The 22,695-nt window shown below is 30.2% G+C and carries 26 protein-coding genes, 6 tRNA genes and 1 pseudogene; 30 read left to right on the forward strand and 3 right to left on the reverse strand.

All coding sequences use genetic code 11. The features are described from left to right. The 6 genes from KSU54_RS13705 (at position 1) to KSU54_RS13730 (ending at position 7,382) form a co-directional block, all read left to right on the forward strand. Positions 1 to 1,443 carry a glycoside hydrolase family 1 protein gene (locus tag KSU54_RS13705; RefSeq protein WP_117792077.1) on the forward strand — a complete coding sequence of 481 codons (1,443 nt, stop codon included), beginning with the start codon at positions 1 to 3 and terminating at the stop codon, positions 1,441 to 1,443. A gap of 572 nt (positions 1,444 to 2,015) precedes the next feature. Further along, the gene (locus tag KSU54_RS13710; RefSeq protein ID WP_117581849.1) at positions 2,016 to 2,216 is read left to right on the forward strand and encodes a hypothetical protein; all 201 of its coding nucleotides are present in this window, start codon (positions 2,016 to 2,018) and stop codon (positions 2,214 to 2,216) included. Between the two features lie 858 nt (positions 2,217 to 3,074). Beyond that, positions 3,075 to 3,542, forward strand: coding sequence for a PTS sugar transporter subunit IIA (locus tag KSU54_RS13715; protein ID WP_003537226.1), 468 nt, complete (start codon positions 3,075 to 3,077; stop codon positions 3,540 to 3,542). Positions 3,543 to 3,557: 15 nt separating this feature from the next. Continuing rightward, a complete protein-coding gene (locus tag KSU54_RS19320) occupies positions 3,558 to 4,427 on the forward strand; it encodes a PRD domain-containing protein (RefSeq protein ID WP_003537228.1) in 870 nt (289 codons plus the stop codon). An 81-nt stretch (positions 4,428 to 4,508) separates the two neighbouring features. Then, positions 4,509 to 5,900 carry a PTS transporter subunit EIIC gene (locus KSU54_RS13725; RefSeq protein WP_003537230.1) on the forward strand — a complete coding sequence of 464 codons (1,392 nt, stop codon included), beginning with the start codon at positions 4,509 to 4,511 and terminating at the stop codon, positions 5,898 to 5,900. Positions 5,901 to 5,903: 3 nt separating this feature from the next. Continuing rightward, positions 5,904 to 7,382, forward strand: coding sequence for a family 1 glycosylhydrolase (locus KSU54_RS13730; RefSeq protein WP_003537231.1), 1,479 nt, complete (start codon positions 5,904 to 5,906; stop codon positions 7,380 to 7,382). A gap of 98 nt (positions 7,383 to 7,480) precedes the next feature. Here the strand turns inward: KSU54_RS13730 and KSU54_RS13735 are convergent. Beyond that, positions 7,481 to 7,556: transfer RNA gene (locus KSU54_RS13735), tRNA-Lys, on the reverse strand. Positions 7,557 to 7,733: 177 nt separating this feature from the next. Beyond that, a complete protein-coding gene (locus tag KSU54_RS13740; protein WP_008791054.1) occupies positions 7,734 to 8,594 on the reverse strand; it encodes an SPL family radical SAM protein in 861 nt (286 codons plus the stop codon). Positions 8,595 to 8,725: 131 nt separating this feature from the next. Here KSU54_RS13740 and KSU54_RS13745 point away from each other — a divergent pair, with 131 nt between their 5' ends. The 24 genes from KSU54_RS13745 to KSU54_RS13860 all read left to right on the forward strand — a co-directional run bounded on the left by KSU54_RS13745 (position 8,726) and on the right by KSU54_RS13860 (position 22,037). Next, on the forward strand, positions 8,726 to 9,592 hold the full coding sequence (locus KSU54_RS13745) for a hypothetical protein (RefSeq protein WP_217760791.1): 867 nt from the start codon (positions 8,726 to 8,728) through the stop codon (positions 9,590 to 9,592). A gap of 102 nt (positions 9,593 to 9,694) precedes the next feature. Next, positions 9,695 to 9,770 (forward strand) — tRNA-Asn (locus tag KSU54_RS13750). Between the two features lies 1 nt (position 9,771). Beyond that, positions 9,772 to 9,847: transfer RNA gene (locus tag KSU54_RS13755), tRNA-Glu, on the forward strand. 4 nt (positions 9,848 to 9,851) lie between these two features. Beyond that, positions 9,852 to 9,927: transfer RNA gene (locus tag KSU54_RS13760), tRNA-Val, on the forward strand. Between the two features lie 15 nt (positions 9,928 to 9,942). Continuing rightward, a tRNA-Thr gene (locus KSU54_RS13765) sits at positions 9,943 to 10,018 on the forward strand. A gap of 8 nt (positions 10,019 to 10,026) precedes the next feature. Beyond that, a tRNA-Leu gene (locus KSU54_RS13770) sits at positions 10,027 to 10,110 on the forward strand. 95 nt (positions 10,111 to 10,205) lie between these two features. Beyond that, entirely contained in the window at positions 10,206 to 10,523 is a 318-nt protein-coding gene (locus KSU54_RS13775) for a transcriptional regulator (RefSeq protein WP_008791056.1), read from the forward strand. Between the two features lie 348 nt (positions 10,524 to 10,871). Then, a complete protein-coding gene (locus KSU54_RS13780; RefSeq protein WP_217746573.1) occupies positions 10,872 to 12,278 on the forward strand; it encodes a hypothetical protein in 1,407 nt (468 codons plus the stop codon). Beyond that, positions 12,279 to 12,752, forward strand: a complete 474-nt coding sequence (locus tag KSU54_RS13785) for a hypothetical protein (RefSeq protein WP_009009637.1) — start codon at positions 12,279 to 12,281, stop codon at positions 12,750 to 12,752. 182 nt (positions 12,753 to 12,934) lie between these two features. Next, positions 12,935 to 13,630: a hypothetical protein gene (locus tag KSU54_RS13790; RefSeq protein ID WP_117582735.1), complete on the forward strand. Its 696-nt coding sequence runs from the start codon at positions 12,935 to 12,937 to the stop codon at positions 13,628 to 13,630. Positions 13,631 to 13,759: 129 nt separating this feature from the next. Further along, entirely contained in the window at positions 13,760 to 14,647 is an 888-nt protein-coding gene (locus tag KSU54_RS13795; RefSeq protein WP_117582736.1) for a ParA family protein, read from the forward strand. 41 nt (positions 14,648 to 14,688) lie between these two features. Further along, positions 14,689 to 15,534 carry a ParB/RepB/Spo0J family partition protein gene (locus KSU54_RS13800; RefSeq protein ID WP_226814623.1) on the forward strand — a complete coding sequence of 282 codons (846 nt, stop codon included), beginning with the start codon at positions 14,689 to 14,691 and terminating at the stop codon, positions 15,532 to 15,534. Positions 15,535 to 15,590: 56 nt separating this feature from the next. Then, positions 15,591 to 15,827 carry a hypothetical protein gene (locus KSU54_RS13805; RefSeq protein ID WP_217746574.1) on the forward strand — a complete coding sequence of 79 codons (237 nt, stop codon included), beginning with the start codon at positions 15,591 to 15,593 and terminating at the stop codon, positions 15,825 to 15,827. Positions 15,828 to 15,842: 15 nt separating this feature from the next. After that, on the forward strand, positions 15,843 to 16,007 hold the full coding sequence (locus tag KSU54_RS13810; RefSeq protein WP_217746575.1) for a hypothetical protein: 165 nt from the start codon (positions 15,843 to 15,845) through the stop codon (positions 16,005 to 16,007). Between the two features lie 14 nt (positions 16,008 to 16,021). Then, the gene (locus tag KSU54_RS13815; protein WP_217749030.1) at positions 16,022 to 16,369 is read left to right on the forward strand and encodes a hypothetical protein; all 348 of its coding nucleotides are present in this window, start codon (positions 16,022 to 16,024) and stop codon (positions 16,367 to 16,369) included. 19 nt (positions 16,370 to 16,388) lie between these two features. Continuing rightward, the gene (locus tag KSU54_RS18975; RefSeq protein WP_226816626.1) at positions 16,389 to 16,709 is read left to right on the forward strand and encodes a hypothetical protein; all 321 of its coding nucleotides are present in this window, start codon (positions 16,389 to 16,391) and stop codon (positions 16,707 to 16,709) included. A gap of 274 nt (positions 16,710 to 16,983) precedes the next feature. Beyond that, the gene (locus KSU54_RS13825) at positions 16,984 to 17,190 is read left to right on the forward strand and encodes a hypothetical protein (protein WP_201899534.1); all 207 of its coding nucleotides are present in this window, start codon (positions 16,984 to 16,986) and stop codon (positions 17,188 to 17,190) included. After that, positions 17,190 to 17,393 (forward strand): hypothetical protein, encoded by a 204-nt coding sequence (locus tag KSU54_RS13830; RefSeq protein WP_217746761.1) that lies wholly within the window; start codon positions 17,190 to 17,192, stop codon positions 17,391 to 17,393. The genes KSU54_RS13825 and KSU54_RS13830 overlap by 1 nt, the downstream gene beginning before the upstream one ends. 15 nt (positions 17,394 to 17,408) lie before the next feature. Further along, positions 17,409 to 17,567, forward strand: a complete 159-nt coding sequence (locus KSU54_RS13835) for a hypothetical protein (protein ID WP_195992966.1) — start codon at positions 17,409 to 17,411, stop codon at positions 17,565 to 17,567. A 36-nt stretch (positions 17,568 to 17,603) separates the two neighbouring features. Continuing rightward, positions 17,604 to 17,900: a hypothetical protein gene (locus tag KSU54_RS13840; protein WP_226814569.1), complete on the forward strand. Its 297-nt coding sequence runs from the start codon at positions 17,604 to 17,606 to the stop codon at positions 17,898 to 17,900. A 159-nt stretch (positions 17,901 to 18,059) separates the two neighbouring features. Continuing rightward, positions 18,060 to 18,320: a hypothetical protein gene (locus tag KSU54_RS13845; protein WP_196004513.1), complete on the forward strand. Its 261-nt coding sequence runs from the start codon at positions 18,060 to 18,062 to the stop codon at positions 18,318 to 18,320. 372 nt (positions 18,321 to 18,692) lie between these two features. Then, positions 18,693 to 19,760: a PHP domain-containing protein gene (locus KSU54_RS13850; RefSeq protein ID WP_217746739.1), complete on the forward strand. Its 1,068-nt coding sequence runs from the start codon at positions 18,693 to 18,695 to the stop codon at positions 19,758 to 19,760. A gap of 3 nt (positions 19,761 to 19,763) precedes the next feature. Then, positions 19,764 to 21,251, forward strand: a complete 1,488-nt coding sequence (locus KSU54_RS18980) for a Spaf_1101 family AAA-like ATPase (RefSeq protein WP_368735803.1) — start codon at positions 19,764 to 19,766, stop codon at positions 21,249 to 21,251. A 12-nt stretch (positions 21,252 to 21,263) separates the two neighbouring features. After that, positions 21,264 to 22,037 (forward strand): hypothetical protein, encoded by a 774-nt coding sequence (locus tag KSU54_RS13860; RefSeq protein ID WP_217746738.1) that lies wholly within the window; start codon positions 21,264 to 21,266, stop codon positions 22,035 to 22,037. 344 nt (positions 22,038 to 22,381) lie between these two features. Here KSU54_RS13860 and KSU54_RS13865 read toward each other — a convergent pair. Beyond that, positions 22,382 to 22,695, reverse strand: a pseudogene (locus tag KSU54_RS13865) (DNA ligase); the annotation flags it as partial.

Consider the following 22,695-nt stretch of genomic DNA (forward strand, 5'->3'; position numbering starts at 1 on the left):
ATGAGTAAAAGATTAAATAAAAAAGTTCCAACTGGCTTTCCAAATCATTTCTTATGGGGAGGAGCAGTGGCTGCTAACCAATGCGAAGGTGCATATTTAACTGACGGGAAACAAATGTCAACTGCAGATATAAAAGCAAGAGGTTTTTTTGGTGGAATAAGACGTGATGCTGATTATTATCCAACACATAATGCAATTGATTTTTATCACACATACAGAGAGGATTTAAAATTAATGTCTGATGCCAATTTCAACATTTTTAGAACGTCGATCAACTGGACTCGTATTTATCCAACTGGTGTTGAAAATGAACCAAATATGAAAGGGATTGAATTTTATAAAGATATGTTTGAATATTGTCATCAATTAGGAATGAAAGTCATGGTAACAATCTCTCATTATGAAACACCATTATACCTAGTTGATAATTATGGGGGGTGGGACAATCGTATATTTATCGATTTTTATATGAAGTTTGTAAGAACAATTGTAAATTATTTAGGTGATGTTGTTGATTATTGGTTAACTTTTAATGAAATAGGAAATGCTGCAGTTAAGCCAATTTGCTGGGATGCTGCTTGTATTCATCCTGATAGCCAAAATTTACTTCAAAGAATGTATCAAGCGGCACATCATCAATTTGTTGCTAGTGCTTTGGCTGTTAAATATATTCATGAGCATGCATCAAAAGCGCAAGTAGGAGCTATGATTGCATATAAAACCGTTTATCCATATACTTGCAAGCCTGAAGATGTTATTGCGGCAGAAAAGGAAAAAAGAAAAGAATTTTTCTTCTCAGATGTTCAGGTGAGAGGTCATTATCCAGATTACATATGGAAATATTTTGAAGAAAATAATATTACAATACAATTTGAAGAAGGTGATGAAGAAATCATAGCATCATATCCAGTAGATTTCATTACATTTAGTTATTATAGAAGCAGAGTTGTATCGGCGGAAGAAACAGAAGCTGCAGAAAAGATTATTGATACCAATACATTAGAAGGTATTGAGAATCCTTATCTTCCAAAAACGGATTGGGGCTGGACAATTGATCCAGATGGTTTGATGTTAGCACTTCAGGAATTAGCAGATCGATATGAAAAACCACTGTTCATTTCAGAAAATGGATTGGGTGCAATTGATACTGTTGGAGAAAATCATACAATTAATGATATATATCGTATTCAATACATGAAGGGCCATATCGAAGCTATGAAACGTGCTATTGAAAATGGTGTAAATTTATTTGGATATACAATGTGGGGACCAATTGACATTGTGTCAAATGGGACTGGACAAATGTCTAAACGTTATGGAATCATTTATGTAGATTTAGACGATAATGGACATGGAACAGGAAAACGTTACAAAAAGAGAAGTTATGATTGGTATAAGAAAGTGATTGCTTCAAATGGTGAAGAATTAAGTATAGAAAAATAAACCATTACTAAATATCCTGGTCAAATTGACTAGGATATTTTTAAATGCAATTCATTCTAAAGGAGAAAATAACATTTAGTTAAGTTATAGAATTTGTACGTAAATTTTTGGAAATATTAGTATAAAGAAGTCAAGTGATAAGCTAGGTATTTCAGAAGAAAAAATTAAACAATATGAAAATAATATAATTTTTCTATTAATCGAGGACACTTTCAGACATAAAAAATGTTTAGTAAGTTCAGTGGTCTTGAAAGAATCGTATACTTTTAGATTTATATATTGAATCATGGAAAGGGTTAGAGGGGAATATTTCACATTAGAAAATTCATGAAGTTCCTTTGTGAAATGTATAATTGCACTATCTCTGACTGCTAGAATCTGGGCTAAGTTTTTTTGTGATTCTACTTTTCTTATATAAAAATCTCTAAGTCTTATTGTATCAATTATATCTTTTCCAACATGTATTGCCAAGGAATAGAATTTTCTAAGTACTATAATAGTATAAGATAATAAAGTAAATTGTCTTTCAAGAAATATTTGTGCCGCCCAATGAAATGTGGGGAATGGAGGAAATGATTAATAATATGAATTTTAGTGAAATTGTTAATGACTATTTCCTGGCAAAAGAGAGAATTGTAGTAATAATTGACAATCAAGCTAGTATCTATAACTCATATTCCGTAACATCGGAAAATGTTATAGTGTATTTTTTAGAGAAAATAAATCAATTGAAAAATTTTGAAGAAAAAGATATAATTATAAGAGAAAAATAAAAAAATATATGATTTTAAGCGGATATTGCAAAACACAAAAGTGTATGCTATAATATCCGGTGTAGTAGAAGTATTTATACATTTGTATATTGGTACTATAAATAGCAATAATAATTAGTAATTTAAATTATTGAGTGTGATTTTAGAAGATTTTAAATAAAACACAGATTCCAGTTGCCGGCACCATAATTTTATTTCAATAACTTTATCTGATTATTTAGAAAAGTTATGAATGTCTATATATGAAGCGATAAACTGTATTCAATTTGTCGCTTTTTCGTTTTATCATATTTTAAAAGAAAGCAGAAAATTAATAAATGTAATATAAAGTTGTAATCGATTTTATAAATTCAAACATTTAATTATAGATTGATTTTTTAATTACATGAAGAATATGTGAAGAAGTAGATTATGATTATTATATATATCTAATTTTATTTGATGATGAAATTAAGAATATTATACAGGATTTTAAAATAAATGATGGTTCTACGTATACAGATGCAAGTTCTTTGACAGAGGGAATGATGGACTAAAGAATTAACAACTATAGAAAAAGCTTTTAGGTTTGATTAGATAAAATGTGTATATGCTCAAATTTTACTAGAATATCATCTGATTAAAAATGATATTTCAAGATATATAAATATTTTATGTACATTAGCTGATTTTAAATGTATACGATAATTTAAAAATTAATAATATCATTGATAGTTATCATATATTATTGACAATAGGTTAAATAATTGTTATTATATTGGTGTAAAATTGAACAGAAGGATTGTAACTCTTTGAGGCATGACCTATTATTTAGGATAATGAATCAAAGAGTTTTTTTGTATAAAAGGAGGAGTTAATATGTTTAAATTTATGAATAAACAAGATGGAGGAATTGTTTCACCAATAGATGGAAAATGTATAAATATAGAGGATGTTCCAGATAAAGTATTTTCAACAAGAATGATGGGTGATGGCTTTGCAATTATTCCATCAGATAATATTGTTGTTTCACCTGTTGATGGAATAATTGTTATGATACCAAATAGTAAACATGCATTTGGAATTAAAACTAGAAGTGGGGTTGAAATATTAGTACACGTTGGTTTGGATACTGTAAACTTAAAAGGTAGAGGATTTGAGATATTTGTCAAAGTTGGCGATAAGGTAAAGAAGAATATGCCTATATTAAAATTTGATGATAATATTATGGATGAAATGAATATAGATAAAACAACTATGGTTATATTTACAGCAGGTTATAATCAAAGTATAAAATTAGAATGTTATGATAGGGAAGTTCATAGAGGAGATACTTTGATTAAATAGAAGGAGGAATACTTCGTGAAAGTCATCAAAAAAATAAATAATAATATAGCAATTGCAGTTGATGGGGAAAACAATGAAGTTATTGTATTTGCTAAAGGAATTGGATATGGAAATATTCCCTATGAAATAAAAGATCTCTCTGTTATTGAGCGAACCTTCTATGATGTTGACAATAGATATTATGGTCTACTTAAGGAAATACCAAATAACATTTTTAACTTAGTTACAAAAATGGTGGATGTTGCAAAAAAGAATATTGAAGATGAATTAAGTCCTAATTTAGTGTTTATTTTAGCTGATCATATTAATTTTGCTGTTATTAGGGAGAAAAATGGTATGGATATTTCGTTACCATATTCTTATGAATTAGAGTATGAATATCCACTATTAACAAAAATATCAAAGTGGATGGTAAAAAAAACTAATGAGGAATTAGATACTCATTTACCAAAAGGTGAAGTTACAAGTATAACTATGCATTTTATTAATGCACTTGAAGGTACAAATACGAAAATGCATGAAGGTAATATTGAAAATAAGATATCAAAGGTTATCTTTAATGTTACTAACATAGTAGAAAAACATTTTAATTTTAATATAGACAAGAAGAGTTTTAATTACTTTAGGTTTAAAAATCATCTAAAATATTTTGTTCAAAGAAAAGAAGCTAGAGAAATGTTCACAGATAACAATCGTGAATTATATGAGAGCATGATAGAAAAGTATCCAGATACCTATGATTGTATCAGTAAGATAGATAACTATTTTTATCAGGAATATAAAGAAAAATGTACGACCGAGGAACTATTATATTTATTAGTCCATGTTAATAGATTGTATATAAAAGAGGATTGTCACCGAAAGGGCATCACCCCAGAAAAGTAATACTTTGATGGGGTTTTATTTTACTCATTACATTATTTGGCGCGCAAGATAATGTTTTGTATATAAAAAGGAGGAGAAAAAATGGCAAAGAAATATGAAAAACTTGCTAAAACGATTTTAGATTCAATCGGTGGAAAAGAAAATATTACATATTTTCAACATTGTACAACCAGATTGCGTTTTAATTTAAAGGACAGGAGTATTGTGAAGATATCTGATATAGAAAATGTAGATCAGGTATTAGGAAGTCAATGGTCCAATGATGAATTGCAGATCATTATTGGACCCGCAGTTGCTGATGCTTATGCGGAAATTTGTGAGTTTGGCAATCTCCAAAGAGAAGAAGCAATTGATGAAGATCTTGATGGAAATGCAGAAAAGAAAAAAGTCGCTTTAAAATCTGTACTTATGGGAATTATGGATGGGATATCAGGATGTATCACGCCGATTATTCCAATGATGATTGGTGGAGGAATGATCAAAGTATTCTATATGCTTGCGAATATGGTAGGAATCTTGCCTGAAACAAGCTCAACATATCAAATTTTATATTGGTTGGGGGATGCTTTTATCTATTTCTTTCCCGTTTTTTTAGGCGCAACAGCTGCTAAAAAATTTGGAGCAAACCAAGGTGTAGGAATGTTGTTAGGTGCATTGCTTATTTATCCAAGTTTTATTGCAATGGCAACTGAAGGAGCTGCTATGTCAATTTTTGGATTACCGGTTTATGTTGCAAATTATTCAACTACCGTTATTCCAATTATTTTAACTGTTTATATTTTAAGTAAAGTTGAGAAACTAATTAATCGATATTGTCCAGATATTTTAAAATCATTTGTTGTCCCTACAGGTTCTTTATTAGTCATGTTACCAATTATGTTAGTAGTAACGGCACCGTTGGGATACTATATTGGAACTTATGTGGCAGAAGCGGTTATTTGGATTTATGAAACAATTGGTTTCTTAGGGGTTTCTATTTTGTGTGCATTGTTACCTTTAATGGTTATGACTGGTATGCATACAATGATGACACCATATTGGACTTCGGCCTTCGCCTCTTTAGGATATGATCCTTTCTTTTTACCAGCTATGATTCTTTCTAATATGAATCAATTTGCAGCGACTTTAGCAGTATCATTAAAAGCTAAGACAAAAAAAGTAAAATCTACTGCCATGTCGTGTGCGGTTACTGCAATTGTTGGTGGGGTAACAGAACCGGCTATGTTCGGGATTACTTTTAAGTATAAAAAACCATTGTATGCAGCGATGATTGGAAATGCAGCTGGAGGATTAATTGCTGGACTATTAAAAGTTGCCTGTTATGCATTTCCAGGATCAGGAGGTATGTTTGCAGTAGTTACTTTTGCGGGTCCAGGAAATAATTTGATATTCTTTTTAATTGCTGCATTGGTAGGAATGATTATTACATTTATATTAACTTATATTTTAGGAATAGATGAGAAAGAGGTGTAGGGAGTGGCTTTTCCAAAGAATTTTTTATGGGGTGGCGCAACGGCTGCTAATCAATTTGAAGGTGGTTGGAATGAAGATGGTAAATTAGATTCAACTGCTGATCACTTTACATTAGGCTCAAGAACAGAGCCAAGGTTATTCACTGAAAAAATAGATGAGGATAAATATTTTTATCCATCACATAAGGCGAGTGATTTCTACCATCGTTATCAAGAAGATATTGCTTTACTGGGTGAAATGGGATTTAAGGTTTATAGAATGTCAATTAATTGGAGCCGTATTTTCCCGCATGGTGATGATGAGGAACCAAATCAAAAGGGAATTGAATTTTATAGGAATGTATTTTTAGAATTGAAAAAGTATAATATTGAACCACTTGTGACAATTTCACATTATGAAATGCCTTATCATTTAGCAGAAAAATATGATGGCTGGTATGCACGTGAAACAATAGATTTTTATTTAAAATATTGTCAAACACTTTTCAATGAATACAAAGGACTTGTTAAATATTGGCTAACGTTTAATGAAATTAATAGTTTGATTCTTGGAGGTAATGGATATTTCTCTGGTGGAATTCTTTCGTCATCAAAAAAGGACATGGGAGCTGGCGTTATTGAAGATTTAGATACGTTATCAACAGTAGAACAACATAATGATATTGTGAAACAATATCAAGCATTACATCATCAACTTGTTGCTAGTGCATTGGCGACCAGAATGGCTCATGAAATTAGTGGTGAATACCAAATAGGATGCATGATTGCTGGAATTACACAATATCCATATTCTTGTCGACCTGAAGATATGTTATTAGTACAGAAAGAACGTAGAAATATTTTCTATTATTGTCCTGATATTCAAATAAATGGAGCATATCCTCGCTATGCACATCGTTATTTGAAGGAAAACGATATTCATATCAACTTTGGGGAGAATGACGAAGATATTTTAAAAAGCGGAACAGTTGATTTCTTTACCTTTTCATATTATTCAACTGGTTGTGTAACAACAGATAAAAATTTAGAAAAAACAAATGGTAATTTAATATTTGGAGTTGCTAATCCATATCTAGAAAAGAGTCAGTGGGGTTGGCAGATTGATCCTTTGGGGTTACGTTATTTTTTAAATGAAATATACGACCGTTATCATATTCCTATTATGGTTGTTGAAAATGGATTAGGACAAGATGATAAATTAGAAATAGATAAAACGGTTCATGATGATTATCGTATTGAATATATGAAACAACATATTCAGGCCATGTCTGAAGCTGTTGATGATGGTGTTGAACTTGTTGGTTATACACCATGGGGATGTATTGATTTAGTGGCTGCATCTACTGGCGAGATGATTAAAAGATATGGTTTTGTTTATGTTGATGTAGATAATTTGGGGAATGGAACATATAATAGATATAAAAAAGATTCATTTTACTGGTATAAAAAAGTAATTGCTTCAAACGGAAGAAAATTAGATTAAGTTAATATTCTGTTTATTCATTTATAAAGTTCATTGATTCTTTAAATTGGAATTAACCATAAAAAAAGATGAACAAAAGTTCATCTTAGTGTTTCAAATGGTGACCCGCAGGCGATTCGAACGCCTGACCCTCTGATTAAAAGTCAGATGCTCTACCGGCTGAGCTAGCGGGTCATAGACACTTAACAGTGCCATATAAAAATAACATAGTTTTGAAATAATGTAAAGCTATTTTGGGAAAAAATAAATTAATTTAGCAATGTTTTTCTTATAATGATGAAAATTGTTATAATTATTCAGCATAAAGAGAACATGAATTAGTAAAAGAACTAGCTGATATAATAAATAGTCCTAAAGATTTTGATCTTTAGGACTTCTTTTTGCTTGGGCGGGAAGGTCATATATTTTTCGTAGCTCTGAGATCGTTTGATAGATTTTAGGTTTATAAGTTTTTAAAGCATTTTTTTGATAATATAGAGAAGCAATTTTTTGATATAAATCATAATTATATTTTTTTATACAATTAAGGAAATAGGGTTTAGTTTGCCCTCGTAAATAGAGAGTACCGGGTAACACATAATCAGCGTTTACTTTTTTTGCCATTTTATATAATCCATTTAAGTTTCCGGGTTGATCAGTGAGATAAGGGATAATTGGCATAATGTGAATACCAGCATGAGCTTTAGTTTCCTTTTTGATTTGGTCAATTACTTTAAATCGTTCAATAATGGGTGAACTTCCTGGTTCGATGATTTTACGTAAGTCATCATCAACAGTAATAATAGTACAAGCAATATTAACATAGGTTATTTTTGATAATTCATTGATTAGTTCAATATCACGAAGGATTAATGATGATTTGGTAGAAATAATAATAGGTGTTTTATACTTAATCATTAATTTTAAAATTTCTGGCATTATTTGTAATTGTTCTTCTAAAGGCTGATAACTATCACAAACACCCCCAATATTAACTAATTCGTGTTTCCATTTAGGTGATGATAATTCTTTTTCTAAACAAGATAAAATATTCTCTTTATAATAGATCGTGCCAAAATAATCATTGTTGTCAAGGTATTTATGACTGTAAATGGCATAACAATAAATACAACCATGTTGACAGCCGCGATAGATATTTAAATCCCACTTAAAGGGAAATCGCCCACTAACTTTATTTAAGGCGCTTTTAGATTCTAATGGTTGATATTTCATTTTATCACCTTCTGATTTAATCATAACATATTGCTTGAAATATGTATGTAAAGAATCGTTGTTGGGAATATTAATTCTACATAATTCTAATAATTGTTATGATTAAATAAAAATAAAAAGGATGAATGGTGATGAAGACTAAATATGTGCTAGTATTGATGGCAATGATGTTTGTTATTAGAGGCTGTAGGGAAGAGGTAACAAAGGAAGTAGGAGATACAACGATTAATATTGCAGAACTAAATGGCAAAAGAGAAATTGATAAAAACGATAAAATATTTGCGAATAATGATCAGGGTAAGCATGATTTATTAATGTTGATGGCTAATAGTGTGGATCATTATAATTTAATTAGTGGAACAATGCTTTCAACGTTAAGCTATCAAGGACAAAAAAGTGAAAGCAAGTATATTTTTCAAGTTAATGTTCCAGAATATCAGTCATATATTTATTTAGTTCCTTCAAAAAATGAAGAAAGCCAAGTAACTTTTAGAGATAGTGAAAGAATGTATTTTTTTGTTGGAGATTTAGTGAGTTTAAATAATAACTTAGATGAATTAATCAATAAGCAAATGATGACAGTTGAGGATGTAAGTAAAGATGATAGCTTATTTAAATATAAAGATTTGACACTTGAGGAAAGGGTTGAAAATATGGATATTAGTCGAGTAGCTAATGATTTGTTTGGCGATGTAGCACCATATTTATTACCTGAAGATATTGCACTCAGACAAATAGGTACTGCTTATAATAATTATGAAATAAAGGGAGAAGAAAAATATCTTAATCGAGATACTTATAGAGTAGAGGGGAAAATAAATGATAGTCTCTATAATAGTGATAGCACTTTTTCTATGTTGGTCGATAAACAAACTGGAATTGTTCTTAAATATACTAGGACTACAAAAGATAGTCTGGTAGAGATGAAGATGGAAGGTATTTCGATTGATGAAATGAATGAAGAGAATATGTATGCTAAATATCTTAGTCAAAAGTAGAATTTTTACTACTTTTTTCTTTTTTGATAAAAAAATAAATTTTTTTCATAAAAAGGGTTGCATCATTCTAGGGATAATGATATTATATTAGGGCACTAAGTTGCTTGAATAGCTCAGTTGGTAGAGCAATCGGCTGTTAACCGATCGGTCGTAGGTTCGAGTCCTACTTCAAGCGCCATGGCCTGTTGGAGAAACGGTTAACTCACATGCCTTTCACGCATGCATTCACGGGTTCGAATCCCGTACAGGTCACCATTATGGAGGTTTAGCTCAGTTGGGAGAGCATCTGCCTTACAAGCAGAGGGTCAGCGGTTCGAGCCCGTTAACCTCCACCATTTAAATTGTTATAAGCCGGCTTAGCTCAATTGGTAGAGCAACTGACTTGTAATCAGTAGGTTGAGGGTTCAAGTCCTTTAGCCGGCACCATTAAATATGCGGGTGTGGCGGAACTGGCAGACGCACTAGACTTAGGATCTAGCGCCTTCGGCGTGCAGGTTCGATTCCTGTCACCCGCACCATTATTTATAAAATTTACTCAAGTGGGTAAGTTATCGTTCGATAGCTTACCCACTTTTTTTCGTTTTTAAATGATATTTCAAGGAGGTGAGATAAAATGATAGTCGATACTAAAAAAAGCGATACGGTGGAAGAAAACAACCGTAGAGCAGAGCGTTTGTTTGAATTGATGAAAGTTAATCTTATTCCGTGGATACGGGATCTGTTAAAAGAAAATGAAATGCAGCCCAGCGACATTGAAAAAATGTTTGATAAAAAGAAAAGGATGATTTCTAATGCTATGAGAGGTGATTATCAGCCGTCAATTCAGTTTTATATAAAAATGGGAATAGTTTTAGATAAATCTCCAGGAGAGGTTCTTGACAGTGTTATCCTTTACGAACAAAAAAATAATATAAAAAAGAAAAAAACTTAAATTAATAATAACTCTGTTTGGCGACAAGGGCTATTAATTTAAGTTTAAGCAAAAACACGAATACCCGGATTGTATCAAATTTCAAAATAGAAACCGTTAGAAACCGTTAGAAACCGTTAGAAACCGTTAGAAACCGTTAGAAACCATTCAATCAACACAACCGTATAACCTGTATAACAAACTGTGTGGCAAACCGTGTTTTGTAAAAAAAATGTATTTAATTAATACAAGATGATTATAGCAAGATTAATAGACTATTTCAATGATTTCAGTACTGAAAATACGATCTGAAATAAAAAAAAACATTAAAGCAGAGCTTTAATGTCTATTTAGGAGGATAACGAGCAGATGATTACCAATAACACTTACGTGTCTTACGATACATGCGGTTCCAGAGATGATATCAACAGCTGGCTTAACACCGGTCATGATATCTTCAGCAACCGTTCAGACTACAAGACGGTGATAGCACATCAGTGTGATTATAAGGACATGCATTCTTATACCTATGGCAGAAAGAAGAATAAAAAGGTTTACTCTAACATCTATGCCCATCAGATGGAGGTTATGATTCCAGTTGCTATGACGGATTCACTTAAACATGATTTTATCAAAAAATTCATGTGTGCAGTAAATCCGCTTTACAAACTGAACAGTTTTCTGTACTGCTATAAATTTATCACTAAAGGTAAAGGAAGTTATATTAGTGTCCTATGTTTTACAAGAAAGTATTTCAAAAGACAGCGGTTAATGACTGTTACCTATGAAAAGGATTATATTTACAGCAGTAAGACAAAAAGGCTGTGTAAAAAAGATGATCCGGATGCAGTACTTGTTCATAAGAAAGGTGATATAAAAAAAGATGAAAACGGCTCTCCTGTAAAAGAAACTTTCTTTGTTTCTAAAACAGAGCAGGAAATATTTAAATATACTTCTTTTATCCGATTTCATAAGCGTCTTTTAAAAAATGCCGAATATGCAGCTATGCTGTTAGACCGGGATTTCTGGAATAAAAAAATAAAATATTTTTCACGGATAACAATAAAAAAATCTGGTTTTAAAAATAAAGAAAAGATACATATAAAAAATCAGCTGATAATCAGGCTGAATTCCCGTATTAATTCTATGCAGACTGCATTACAGGAAGGCAGGTACTGGAACAATTCTCTGCATATTGACAAAGCCTTTCATAAGATGATTCATCGTATTAACGGTCTGTTGTATCTAACAAGATGGACCGACCCGGTGAGTGGCAGTTCGATCTATCTCGGAACAAAACAGTCTGTCACATGTTTAAAAGACAATATTTCTTTAATAGAGGAGCATATAGAACAGCTTCTAACGCAGTGGTGGGCTGATGAGGTATACAGCGATGATGATTTTACAGCTGTTCAATATATGAAGCATGAAGCTGATTCGGTTATATCTTTAATTGAAACCGATAAATACTGGAAAGATTTCAACAACAATAAGTGGAGCAAGAACCGTTACAGCTATGAGGAGGCTCTTGAGTATTCAAGAACTCTTGTAAACTGCAGGAACTGCATCAACTGCCTTGACTGCCGAAACTGTAAAAACTGCACTGACTGCATAGACTGCAGCTGCTGCACTGGATGCTGTAACTGTTTTGGATGTGTTTTCTGTATCAGGGCAACTGATCAGCACCATTATATGGAGAAACCTTCAAATAATGGATACTGGGACGACAGCTTAATAAATACATATCTAAATTTGAAAGAAAGAGAGGCGGCTTAAATGAAAAAACTGCAATGCTATGTTGCATCAAGTTTTGATGAACTGAACAAAAAATGTGGATATGGAGTAATTATGAAAGAAGAATGCAGACCAATTGATATTATAAGCGGTTTTACAGAAGAATCATGGCAGATAAAGAGCTATCAGGTTGGAGGATATCTGATAGGGGTTTTGAAAGGAATTCAATATGCGATAGATAATAATTATGATGAAGTTACGATTTTTTACAACTTTGAGGGAGCAGACAAGTATACAAAAATAAGAAACAGTGAAGGATTATCGGATGTGGTAAAAACATATCTTTCAGGTTTTAAAAATCTGGAACAGAAGATTGATATAAAGTTTGAAAAGGCTAATATGAACCTGTTTATTCCAAGAACAAATTTACAGCGAGCATATAAGATATCCAGAAAAGCAACGCAGGAAGAATTTGATGAATTCCATATTCTAAACAAGAAAAATTTCAAGCCTTAAAATAGGATGTTTCTATAACGGAATAGATAAATATACTGTACAGAATATTAAAAAAACAGAAAAGGTGAAATGTCTCAATTGGTACAAATTAGATTATAAGAGCATTAACATACAAAAATCATATTATATCGTTAGAATAACTGACACAATGATTAGAGTTTACTGGAGAGGGGTAATGATCGATGCTAAATGATAATGACAAATCTAATAACTGCAAAAGAAAAGTAAATATAAAACTATCTATTGAAAATGTTAAAGTTGTTTTAAACAGAGTAAGTGAGCTGATGCTCGATCATGCCTATTCAGTAGGTGCAAATATTTCATCATTTTCTGCCTCTGTAATAAGGATGTCTGACGGCAGTTTAGAAAGCGGTGATTATAAGTTTATTAAAAGTGTATGCAAGTCAAATAGTAACGAAGATTATATATGCAGAATTCTTGAAGCTGTAAATATGTTGAAAAATGAAAAACAGAAAAATGTAATTATTCTTCGCTATTTCTATAACGCTACATTTAATGAGATACGTTATGGTTATTATGATCCAGTAGATGATGTTGAGTTTGAACCTATCTGGCAGGTATATAAGCTTCGTGATAATGCGTTGGCAGAGCTTATTTATCTGATTGATGACGTACTGGTCTATGAAGATGAAAATATAAGGAGCAAGAACACAAAAACTGTAAAAGAAAGTAAAAGTAAAGAGCGAATCCCAGTTAACTATGTGGCTAAGAATGGAATGCACGGGACTATACGTTTAAAAGATTATGAAGATTTTTTAAACTGGTCAAAGCGTATGAAGATATTCAAAGAAGTAGAATTGACTGATGAAACTATTAAGAATGTCAAAGCAGTGTTCGGGGTAAAGGGTGCCACGTAGATGTTTAACATCAGATATTCGAATTTCATTTTGTAAAATGAGTTGATCTTATTAATTTATGAACATTTTTGCTATTGAGAGTAATATGAAAAATCGATATTTAATAAAAGAAAAAAGGAGAATAGAGAGATGAAAGTTATAAGTATTATCAATGAAAAGGGCGGGGTTGGAAAAACTACTGCATCAGTAAATATAAGTTACGGGTTAGTGGAAAGATTAATGAACGACGGAAAAAGAATTTTGTTAATCGATGCAGATGCGCAGGGCAATGCTACTAAATTTTTTCTGCCGGAGTTTAAATCAATTACACTAGAAGAGTTTAATATGCTGGAGGTACCGGAAAACTGCGATATTAGAAGTTCAACTAAGTTTATAAAAAATTCACTAATTAGTATGCTTGGCGAAAGAAATGATTTAAATAAACTTCTGCTTGAGGGCAAAGGGGTTATTAGGGAGTGTATTCATCAAACACAGTATCAGCAGTTGGATATTATTCCTTCAATCGGTACTGAACTTATTGCTACAGACAAGTTGCTTGGCGCATCGACAGGTCAACGGCATGTGATTTTAAAAAGGGCTTTGAGAGAAATTAGAAATGATTATGATATCGTGATTATAGATCATGCACCAACATTTAATAATATTACTGTAAATGGTCTATTCTGTTCGAATGAAATTATAATTCCTCTTAAACCAGGTGGATTTGAATTAAAGGGACTGATTGATACACTTGAGGAACTGTTTGATATTGAAGACGATTATGAATGTGAATATAAAATAAGAATATTGATGAATATGATTCCTCGTGGTGTTAGACCCGCTTACATCAGTTTTATCAATAAAATCAGAGAATTCTATGGCGATACTATTTTACAGACAACGGTAGGCTATCAGGATGCAGTTGCGTCAAGATCGACTATGAGCGGTAAATTACTGTATAACAGTAAAACTGGTGTTGGTGAGGATTATCGTAATCTTGTAGATGAATTAATTAAAGAGTTTGATAATGAAATTTAAATCCTGGTAAATTTACCAGGATTATGAGGAGGAGTAAAGGTATGGCACTTACAAATTTAATCAATGCCGATAAAGTTAGCAAGATGAATAAGAAACCTGTAGGACTAAAAACTATTGATATTGATGATATAGAAGTGAATCGGCATAATCAGTTTGATATTAATGGAATTGATGAGCTTAAATCATCAATCCTGGAATATGGATTAAGGAAACCGTTGGATGTTTATAAAATAGGTGATAGATACAGGATAAGTGATGGTGAACGTAGGTATACAGCACTTAAGGAATTAGTTGATGAGGGAAAGATAGAACCGGAAGTATACTGTATCATTTATGAAGCACCGGAAAGCGAATTAAATGATCGTTTGCGTTTGATTTTAGGGAATGGAACAAGAATAATGTCGGAACTAGATAAAATAAAAATTGTTGCTGAACTGTTAGATATATATAAACAATTGGATCCTAAACCTAAAGGTAATAAAAGAGACTGGATTGCACCTTTTATTGGTGCAAAATCTGGTAAAACGGTACAAAAATATATAAATGCAATTGAAAAGAAAGAAGAATGTATCGATATAGGAATGTATGATGAAGATAAAAAAGATAGCTGTAAAAATAAAGAGTATGGATTAAGTGAACTCTTTTCAGATTACAATAAGCTGTTAAAGCAGATCGATAAGATTAATAAAAAAGTTGAGAATACTTCTATATATCATAAAAAGATTGCAGAATCTGATGATAGGGATATTACTGTCGAAGATTCTCTAATAAATATTCATAATGTGATTGGTAAATTTAGTAGATGTATTCAAATATCAATTGAGATAGATGAACAAAATAATGATGAAAATGTTTTAGATGGTCAGATGAGCATAGATGAAATATGAGTATAAAGCAATTACAACGCTGGTAAATTTACCAGCGTTGGCAAAGGAGGGGTAATATGGGGGATTTGGTGCTTAGAGATGAGGATGATTTTTTTAAATTATCATTTTTAAAAAGATTTTTACTTGGAACAAATGGAATTATTGCAGGCGGTTGTTTCAAAAATATTTTTAATGGAGAGCGTGTCAAGGATATAGATATATTCTTTAGAGATAAAAGAGACCTTAATGATGACAACAAAAAGTATCAAGATAATTCTGATTTTACCTTATTAAAGAATTTTATGATCGTATGAAACACGATTATAAAAATGTTGAATATTTTGAAATTATTTTTGATTAATTTAATTGAGATGAAATGGAACGAAGAAAAACGACAAGCCTGGCTGGAAAAAAACAGCAATAAAATAGATAAAGCATTTAATGCTGCTATGGTTGTTTATCATGTTAGTGAACTCTATGATGAGGCTGAATAAAAAGAGGAATTGAAATGAATAAAATCGAGAAACTTAGAACTGAACTGGAAAAATATGAAGAAAAATATGCATTATTAATAAAAGAGCATATTCAAGAGGAAATTAACAAAATTGATTCAGACATTGAAATAAGCATATACAGCAATGATATAGATCGTATATATGTCACATATAAAGAGTTTAAATTTGAATTCACGTATTATTATTCAATAACAAGCAGGAAATTGTGTTTTCGTGGTTATGGAAAAACCAATACTTATGGTTATTCTTATGACAGATATACAAGAGAAGAACAGAAGGAACGTGAGAGAGCATATGGTTATGTGCGTCCGATATTAAAAAGTGTTTTAGAAGATAGTTAGGAAAAGAGGTGGAATGAAAATGTATGTAATCAAATATGATAGTGATATTTATGCAGGAACATATAGTGATATGGACGGCACATATCTTTATCCAAACAGCTATTTTAATATGCAAAAACCAAAAGTTTTTAAAACACTAAAAGGCGCAGAAAAGCATCTTAATAATTTAAAAAATAAAGTTGTTTTTAGAAAAAATGCTGATGTATACAATTTTAAGATTATTGAATGGTCTGAAAATGATTTAGAATCACATTTGATGTTTATTGGAGTTAAAATACCTAAAAAAATACAAATGATAATTTACAAAACAGTAATAGTCTATCGACAAATAAAAAGTTAGAGAAATATTGGAAAAGAGTTTTTAAACCATTAAATAATTAGGAGATTGAAATTACAAACATTAATGTAGTTAATAATGTTTGTACAATTAATTATTTGATGCCTTATTGCACTAGCAGCGAAGAATATATATTCCAAGCTGACCTAGATCAAGAAGAAGCGATCGATGGATTTTGTAACAAAGTAGAAGAAAAAGCAAATGAAATGATTGTTATGATTAGAGAGTGCAGCAATATAAGAAGGAAGTCTATTTTAGTTAGAGAGGTGGTTAAAAGATGTTAATGAAACAAAAAGAATTAGAACAGCTTATTAAAAAGCATACAATAGCACAAGAAGAAGCTAATTCCCTATATAGTAAAATTATAAATGAAATAGATAATAGAGGTTTAGCAGATAGATTGGATGTTCTATCGTGCTTAAACAATACAGAACCACTTATATGGGAAGAATTAGTATTAAAACTAGTTAAAGGAGAAGATTAATGTTAAGTAAAAAAGGAAGATTACTGTATGCTTTACATACAGTAAAAAAATTATTTAGAGATGCAGGTATTGAAAATGCCAAGGTAGAAGTAGAATTAAAGGATGGAACTGTTGAGACAATTGACTGTATAGAAGAAATAGAATTATTTATTACGGATTACATAAATGAAGATAATAATTTTATTCCATCTGAAGAAGATTAGATTGAGGTGTTCTATATGGGAAGATTTTATAAAGCTTCAAGCGGACGCATCCTATGCATTGAAAATGATGAGAAATTAACACAGGAAGAAGTTGATCGTGCTGATGAACTACAACAAATTGCATTTCCAGATGAATGGAAAGATCAAAATCCTAATGATAAAAAAGAGGACTAGACTTGATCTTGTTTATGCAATGGGGGATAAATTTAAATGATAAAGGAAAAAGAATTGTTAAAGGATATTAATAGCTATATAGATCAATATAGGAGCGAATTGGCTAAACAGCAGGCAAAAAGCATTTTGGATAATCTATCTTTTATTTATTATAAAACAAAAAGTCTAATAATAGAACTTGAAGGTATGGAAAACAGCCACGAAAAGACGATTACAATAATTAAGAATTATCTCAAATACCTGAAAGATTTTAGATTGCCAGATATGAATGAATCTAAAGGCTACTGGAAACCAATAGGAAAATCTGTCTGGTGGATAGGACAATGGCAATAATTGAAATTACGATAGCATTAATTGGCGTGAACAAGTTATTTACTACACTTATGATTATAAAACTTTTTCAAACAGTCACATTCACATATTTCAATTTACGAATTAAATAGACCGCAATCAACCACGGGTATATAGGGTTGATAGAAAGGAATATAAAAAATGAGCAATAAATTAAGACTACAAATTACAGAAAGATATAAACGAAATGTATTTATAAATGTAGTTGTTCCAGAGGGGAGATTATATGAATTTGATTGTATTTTAGATAACTATGAAAATTCATACAACGATTACCAAACACTGATTGAAGAATTATCTGATAAAGGTTTTAAAATATTATTTGTTGATGATAACAAAATATTTGAATTTGAAGAAACACATGACATTGACTACTCGTTTATCAATGAATGTGCTAAATAAGATTTATAGATGGTTAAAGGACTGTCAAATATTAAAATTGGTTTTTAAAATAATAAGCGAGAGTACGATTGGATAATCTTTTGGAAAACTAAATGAGAATTTTTTTCGAGCAAATCAAGAAATAACACATATGCTGGAATTACAAATTACTTGCCGAGATTTAGAAATGTTTAAGCATCAAATCATAAAGAACAAATTAGTATGATTTGCACACTAACTCTTTCAGAAGATTATTCTTGTGTTAAACGTTGGTCATTGAAGAGATGTGTGTAAGTGATATATTACTCATATACATCTCTTTTTATATTGAAATATGTTATAATTATGATAAACAGTTTTAGTGTTCATTATAATTATTGGGAGGTATTTAATGTGGGGAAAATAAACAATTTAGACGCAAAAAATGCATATTATAAAATCAAGGGATTCAAAGATAAATCCGGAAAATATTACAAAACATTATTTCATTTACATACTCCTGAATCATATGATTATGAGCTTTTTAAAGGAAGAGAGGGTTTTTCATATCAACAAGCAGGACATGATGATTTATATAATATCTGTGTAGAAAAGGGAATCTTGCCTAGTGATAGTAATTATGCTTCTTTTAATAAGGTTGGAGTAGATGAAGGCATTTATAACACTTATAAAGAGGCCTTTTCGTTTCTTTTGCTTGTTAATGAGTTGGCAATTTCAAATATAGATATTGCAGTAATAACTGATCATAATACTATAGATGGATATAATAAAATGGATAGGGCGATAGCTAACTTAAAACACCTTAAAGGGAAATACTACCGATATCCGACAATATTATTAGGTATCGAAGTTTCTTGTGCAGACAACAATCATGTTGTTGGTATTTTTGATAAAAGTAATGAAAAATGTATAGATAAACTTCGCCGTTGGCTAGATTTTAATGTCTATAGTTTTGAAGCAGGAACCGTATTAACCAGTATGGAGGTAATGAAATTTTTTTATTCAATTGGTGCATTTACATATATAGCACACCTAAATAGTGCTGATATGATACAAAAAAGCCATTATTTAAGTGGTGCATACAAGAAAGAAATATTAAATTCAAAGTATTGCAAAATAGTAGGATGTTCCTCAATAGATAAAATAGATAAATTAAAAAGCGATTTATGGAAGTATTCCCCAAAAAAAGAGTATAAATTTATAATCGATAATGATTCACATTGTTTAGAAGACGTTAATAAAAACCAAATGTGGTTGAAAGGTTCTTCAAAAAATCTTCAAATGTTAAAAGAAGCTTTATTCAATTACGATATATCTGTTTCTTTAGATTTTGAGTATAATATTCATAAGCGACAATACATAAGCGGAATGTATATTCAAAACAATGATGCATTTTTAGTTACTAAAAAAGGCCAAAAAAAGGATGGATTTGTAATTAAGTATTCCCCATTTTTAAATTGACTAATTGGTGGACGTGGTACAGGTAAAAGCACTGTTATTAAATTTATGGAATATATATTGAATCAAAATTGTGAATCTTTAGAAATGCTGAATTTTATATGTTCACATGGTCATATGTGGTTACTATATGTGTATGAGGAAGAAGAGTATATTATTGAAATGCAGAATCCTACTAAAGAGAAGGAATTTACTTCTAATTCTGACATTTTAAGTTATTTTGACATTAACAGGAGAGAATATTATTCATATAAACCTTCAGATTTTAAAGATAATATAGTAAAAAAATATGCATATGAAAAAAACTTAAGTATATATAGAGTAAATAAAAAGAATAACAATATTATTTTGATATCAGTTGACCATAAGAAAAAATATCTTGATAAATTTTTTGATACTTCTTATTCTGTAAATCAATTAGTTAATACAGCTTCCAGTGAGAAGATGAACTCATTTATTTTTTCAGTAATGTTTAATAACAATAAACTAAAAAACGCAAATAATATTATCCGCATTAGAAGTGTTAATGGATTAGCAAAATTAATGATAGAGGCAGAAAATATTTTAAGAGAAAGAAAAAAACAAGTAATGCAGGTAATAGATGAATTTAATAAAAAAATGAACAAGAAAAATGAAATTTTACGAATTGTTTATGATCAAAATCAATTTGTTACATTTCCAGAATTCGCAATATGGCTTGGTATTTCTGAAAATAGACTAAATTCGATGTATAAAATTAATAATGTTAGATACAACATAAAAAATAAAAACGTGATTGATTTTCTTGAAATGTTATTTGACAAATATGGGTTATTTGAATTCTTCAATAAAATGATTGATGGTACAATTAGTGAGGATAGTATCTTGGATTATACTGAAGAAAAAAGTTTTGAGACAATTAATAGTGGTTATACAACAGTAACTCGAGAAAATGAAAAAGATTTACTCTCATTGATCTCCAATAAAATAATCAGAACTAGTAATATAACAAATATAAGGAACTATTTAAGAAATTATATTGAAAATAAAGAATCTTTCAGCATTGAGTTTAATATCAACAGTAAGACAGGTATTCAAGGTGTTAATTTTAAGGATATTAGAGTATTATCACTGGGACAAAAAGTTGTTGCAATGATTGATTTTATCCTAGGATATAGTGAATATTCTGGTGATTTTAGACCATTGATAATCGATCAGCCCGAAGACAATTTAGATAATCAGTACATTTATATTAATCTTGTTAAGCAGTTTAGAGATACAAAAGAAAAACGTCAAATAATAATAGCTACGCATAGTTCAACTATAGTAACAAACTCAATGTCTGACTTGGTCTGTGTTATGGATTCAAATGGTGAAAATGGTTGGATAAGAAAATATGGATACCCAGGAAACAAAGTAATAAAAAAAGAGATTATTAATTGTTTGGAGGGGGGATTAGAGTCATTTGAGCATAAGTTAGAAATTTACAAAGAAGTTTTAAATATAAATATATGAAGGACATGTGATATGATAAAAATATTTGATGAAAGTACATATCCAAATGATATTCTACAAATTAGAGATCAAGTTTATGCATTACCAATTAATATAAAAAATGAAATAATGGAAACAGAACATATTAGAGATTATATCTATAGGGAAATTAATAAAGTATCTATTATCCAAAATATTTACAAAACTTTGATAGTAAAATTAGATTCTTATTGTTTAATGCTTTACCATAATACAAGAGTATTGGATTGCAGCACTTTTAGAGACAATGGAATAATATTTTCTAATAATAAACGTCTTAATATTTTAAAAGGTAGTATGGAGAAATTAAATATTGACTCAGATTCTATTAATAAAATTATGGATTTAATTGTTCAGGAAATTAATAGGCATGGCAGTAATGGTGATAATAGTAGAGTGAATGAAATATGTTTTTATTTTGATATTAATGCTTTCAAAGAGTTTGATAAATATTTAGCTTTATTTGGTGGAGAGCTTCTAATATACGCGTTAGATGGCAAAATAGATAAAGAATTATATAAAAGGATCATGAAAATAGGATTGCCCTATATTATTGTATTTAGTTTACCCTTCAAATCACTTGGCAAATATATCAAAGAAGATATAGCAAGATATATGATTGAGGACTGGATACATTTAAATATACTAAAAGATGAAACAAATCATTTATACAGTGGAAAATCTGAAATAGAGATACCATCAAAAGATATTATTGAGATATGCGAAATTAAAGATTCTTTTAAAGAAATTGATGATTATTATTTTTGAAAAAATTAGAAATTTCTAGTTTTTTTAATTTTTATGATTTCAAAAGGATTTAGCAATATAACGTTTTTATTGATTGCACTTTATATCAGAAAATATGGAATTATATAAAAATGGTGACAGGGATAAAATAATTAAAAATTATTCTAATGGTGATTATACTAATAGTACTAGCCCCTTTAAGAGTAAAAAGTGAAGAGAAGCAATTGGGGTGATAAGAAATATTTAAATATTTAATTTACTAATACAAAAAAAGAGGCAAAAATGAATTGAATTTTCAGTAATGGGGTCCAACTTTAGAAAGCCTCTTTTACATTTTTTAATTGAAAGTTGTAAATAAGAATATACTATTCTCTGCACTCTTTTGTTTCTTTGTCTTCTCTAATACCTTTGCAAACAGGTTGACGCATACCTTCTTTGTTAGAAGGCATATATTGTACTATACATACTAAATTAGGTTCTATCCAAACTGCATTATCATTTCCTATGGGTAGATCACAATTAAATGGATGATGCTTTATGATAGTGTAATTGTATTGATCTAATGTTCTTATACTCGCACCCAAAGTGACATGTCCATAGTATTTTAAATTATTACTTGAATCGTATTTACCTAATATAAAACTTGTCATATTGTTGTCTTTTTGAATATATCCGCAGA

This window comes from Erysipelatoclostridium sp. MSK.23.31, assembly GCF_019125875.1.
GTDB classification, from domain to species: domain Bacteria; phylum Bacillota_I; class Bacilli_A; order Erysipelotrichales; family Coprobacillaceae; genus Thomasclavelia; species Thomasclavelia ramosa.

Coding starts and splice junctions, on each gene's coding strand:
- KSU54_RS13705 (WP_117792077.1), top strand. CDS start 1: ATGAGTAAAAGATTAAATAAAAAAGTTCCAACTGGCTTTCCAAATCAT.
- KSU54_RS13710 (WP_117581849.1), top strand. CDS start 2,016: ATGATTAATAATATGAATTTTAGTGAAATTGTTAATGACTATTTCCTG.
- KSU54_RS13715 (WP_003537226.1), top strand. CDS start 3,075: ATGTTTAAATTTATGAATAAACAAGATGGAGGAATTGTTTCACCAATA.
- KSU54_RS13725 (WP_003537230.1), top strand. CDS start 4,509: ATGGCAAAGAAATATGAAAAACTTGCTAAAACGATTTTAGATTCAATC.
- KSU54_RS13740 (WP_008791054.1), bottom strand. CDS start 8,594: ATGAAATATCAACCATTAGAATCTAAAAGCGCCTTAAATAAAGTTAGT.
- KSU54_RS13745 (WP_217760791.1), top strand. CDS start 8,726: ATGAAGACTAAATATGTGCTAGTATTGATGGCAATGATGTTTGTTATT.
- KSU54_RS13775 (WP_008791056.1), top strand. CDS start 10,206: ATGATAGTCGATACTAAAAAAAGCGATACGGTGGAAGAAAACAACCGT.
- KSU54_RS13780 (WP_217746573.1), top strand. CDS start 10,872: ATGATTACCAATAACACTTACGTGTCTTACGATACATGCGGTTCCAGA.
- KSU54_RS13785 (WP_009009637.1), top strand. CDS start 12,279: ATGAAAAAACTGCAATGCTATGTTGCATCAAGTTTTGATGAACTGAAC.
- KSU54_RS13790 (WP_117582735.1), top strand. CDS start 12,935: ATGCTAAATGATAATGACAAATCTAATAACTGCAAAAGAAAAGTAAAT.
- KSU54_RS13795 (WP_117582736.1), top strand. CDS start 13,760: ATGAAAGTTATAAGTATTATCAATGAAAAGGGCGGGGTTGGAAAAACT.
- KSU54_RS13800 (WP_226814623.1), top strand. CDS start 14,689: ATGGCACTTACAAATTTAATCAATGCCGATAAAGTTAGCAAGATGAAT.
- KSU54_RS13805 (WP_217746574.1), top strand. CDS start 15,591: ATGGGGGATTTGGTGCTTAGAGATGAGGATGATTTTTTTAAATTATCA.
- KSU54_RS13810 (WP_217746575.1), top strand. CDS start 15,843: ATGTTGAATATTTTGAAATTATTTTTGATTAATTTAATTGAGATGAAA.
- KSU54_RS13815 (WP_217749030.1), top strand. CDS start 16,022: ATGAATAAAATCGAGAAACTTAGAACTGAACTGGAAAAATATGAAGAA.
- KSU54_RS18975 (WP_226816626.1), top strand. CDS start 16,389: ATGTATGTAATCAAATATGATAGTGATATTTATGCAGGAACATATAGT.
- KSU54_RS13825 (WP_201899534.1), top strand. CDS start 16,984: ATGTTAATGAAACAAAAAGAATTAGAACAGCTTATTAAAAAGCATACA.
- KSU54_RS13830 (WP_217746761.1), top strand. CDS start 17,190: ATGTTAAGTAAAAAAGGAAGATTACTGTATGCTTTACATACAGTAAAA.
- KSU54_RS13835 (WP_195992966.1), top strand. CDS start 17,409: ATGGGAAGATTTTATAAAGCTTCAAGCGGACGCATCCTATGCATTGAA.
- KSU54_RS13840 (WP_226814569.1), top strand. CDS start 17,604: ATGATAAAGGAAAAAGAATTGTTAAAGGATATTAATAGCTATATAGAT.
- KSU54_RS13845 (WP_196004513.1), top strand. CDS start 18,060: ATGAGCAATAAATTAAGACTACAAATTACAGAAAGATATAAACGAAAT.
- KSU54_RS13860 (WP_217746738.1), top strand. CDS start 21,264: ATGATAAAAATATTTGATGAAAGTACATATCCAAATGATATTCTACAA.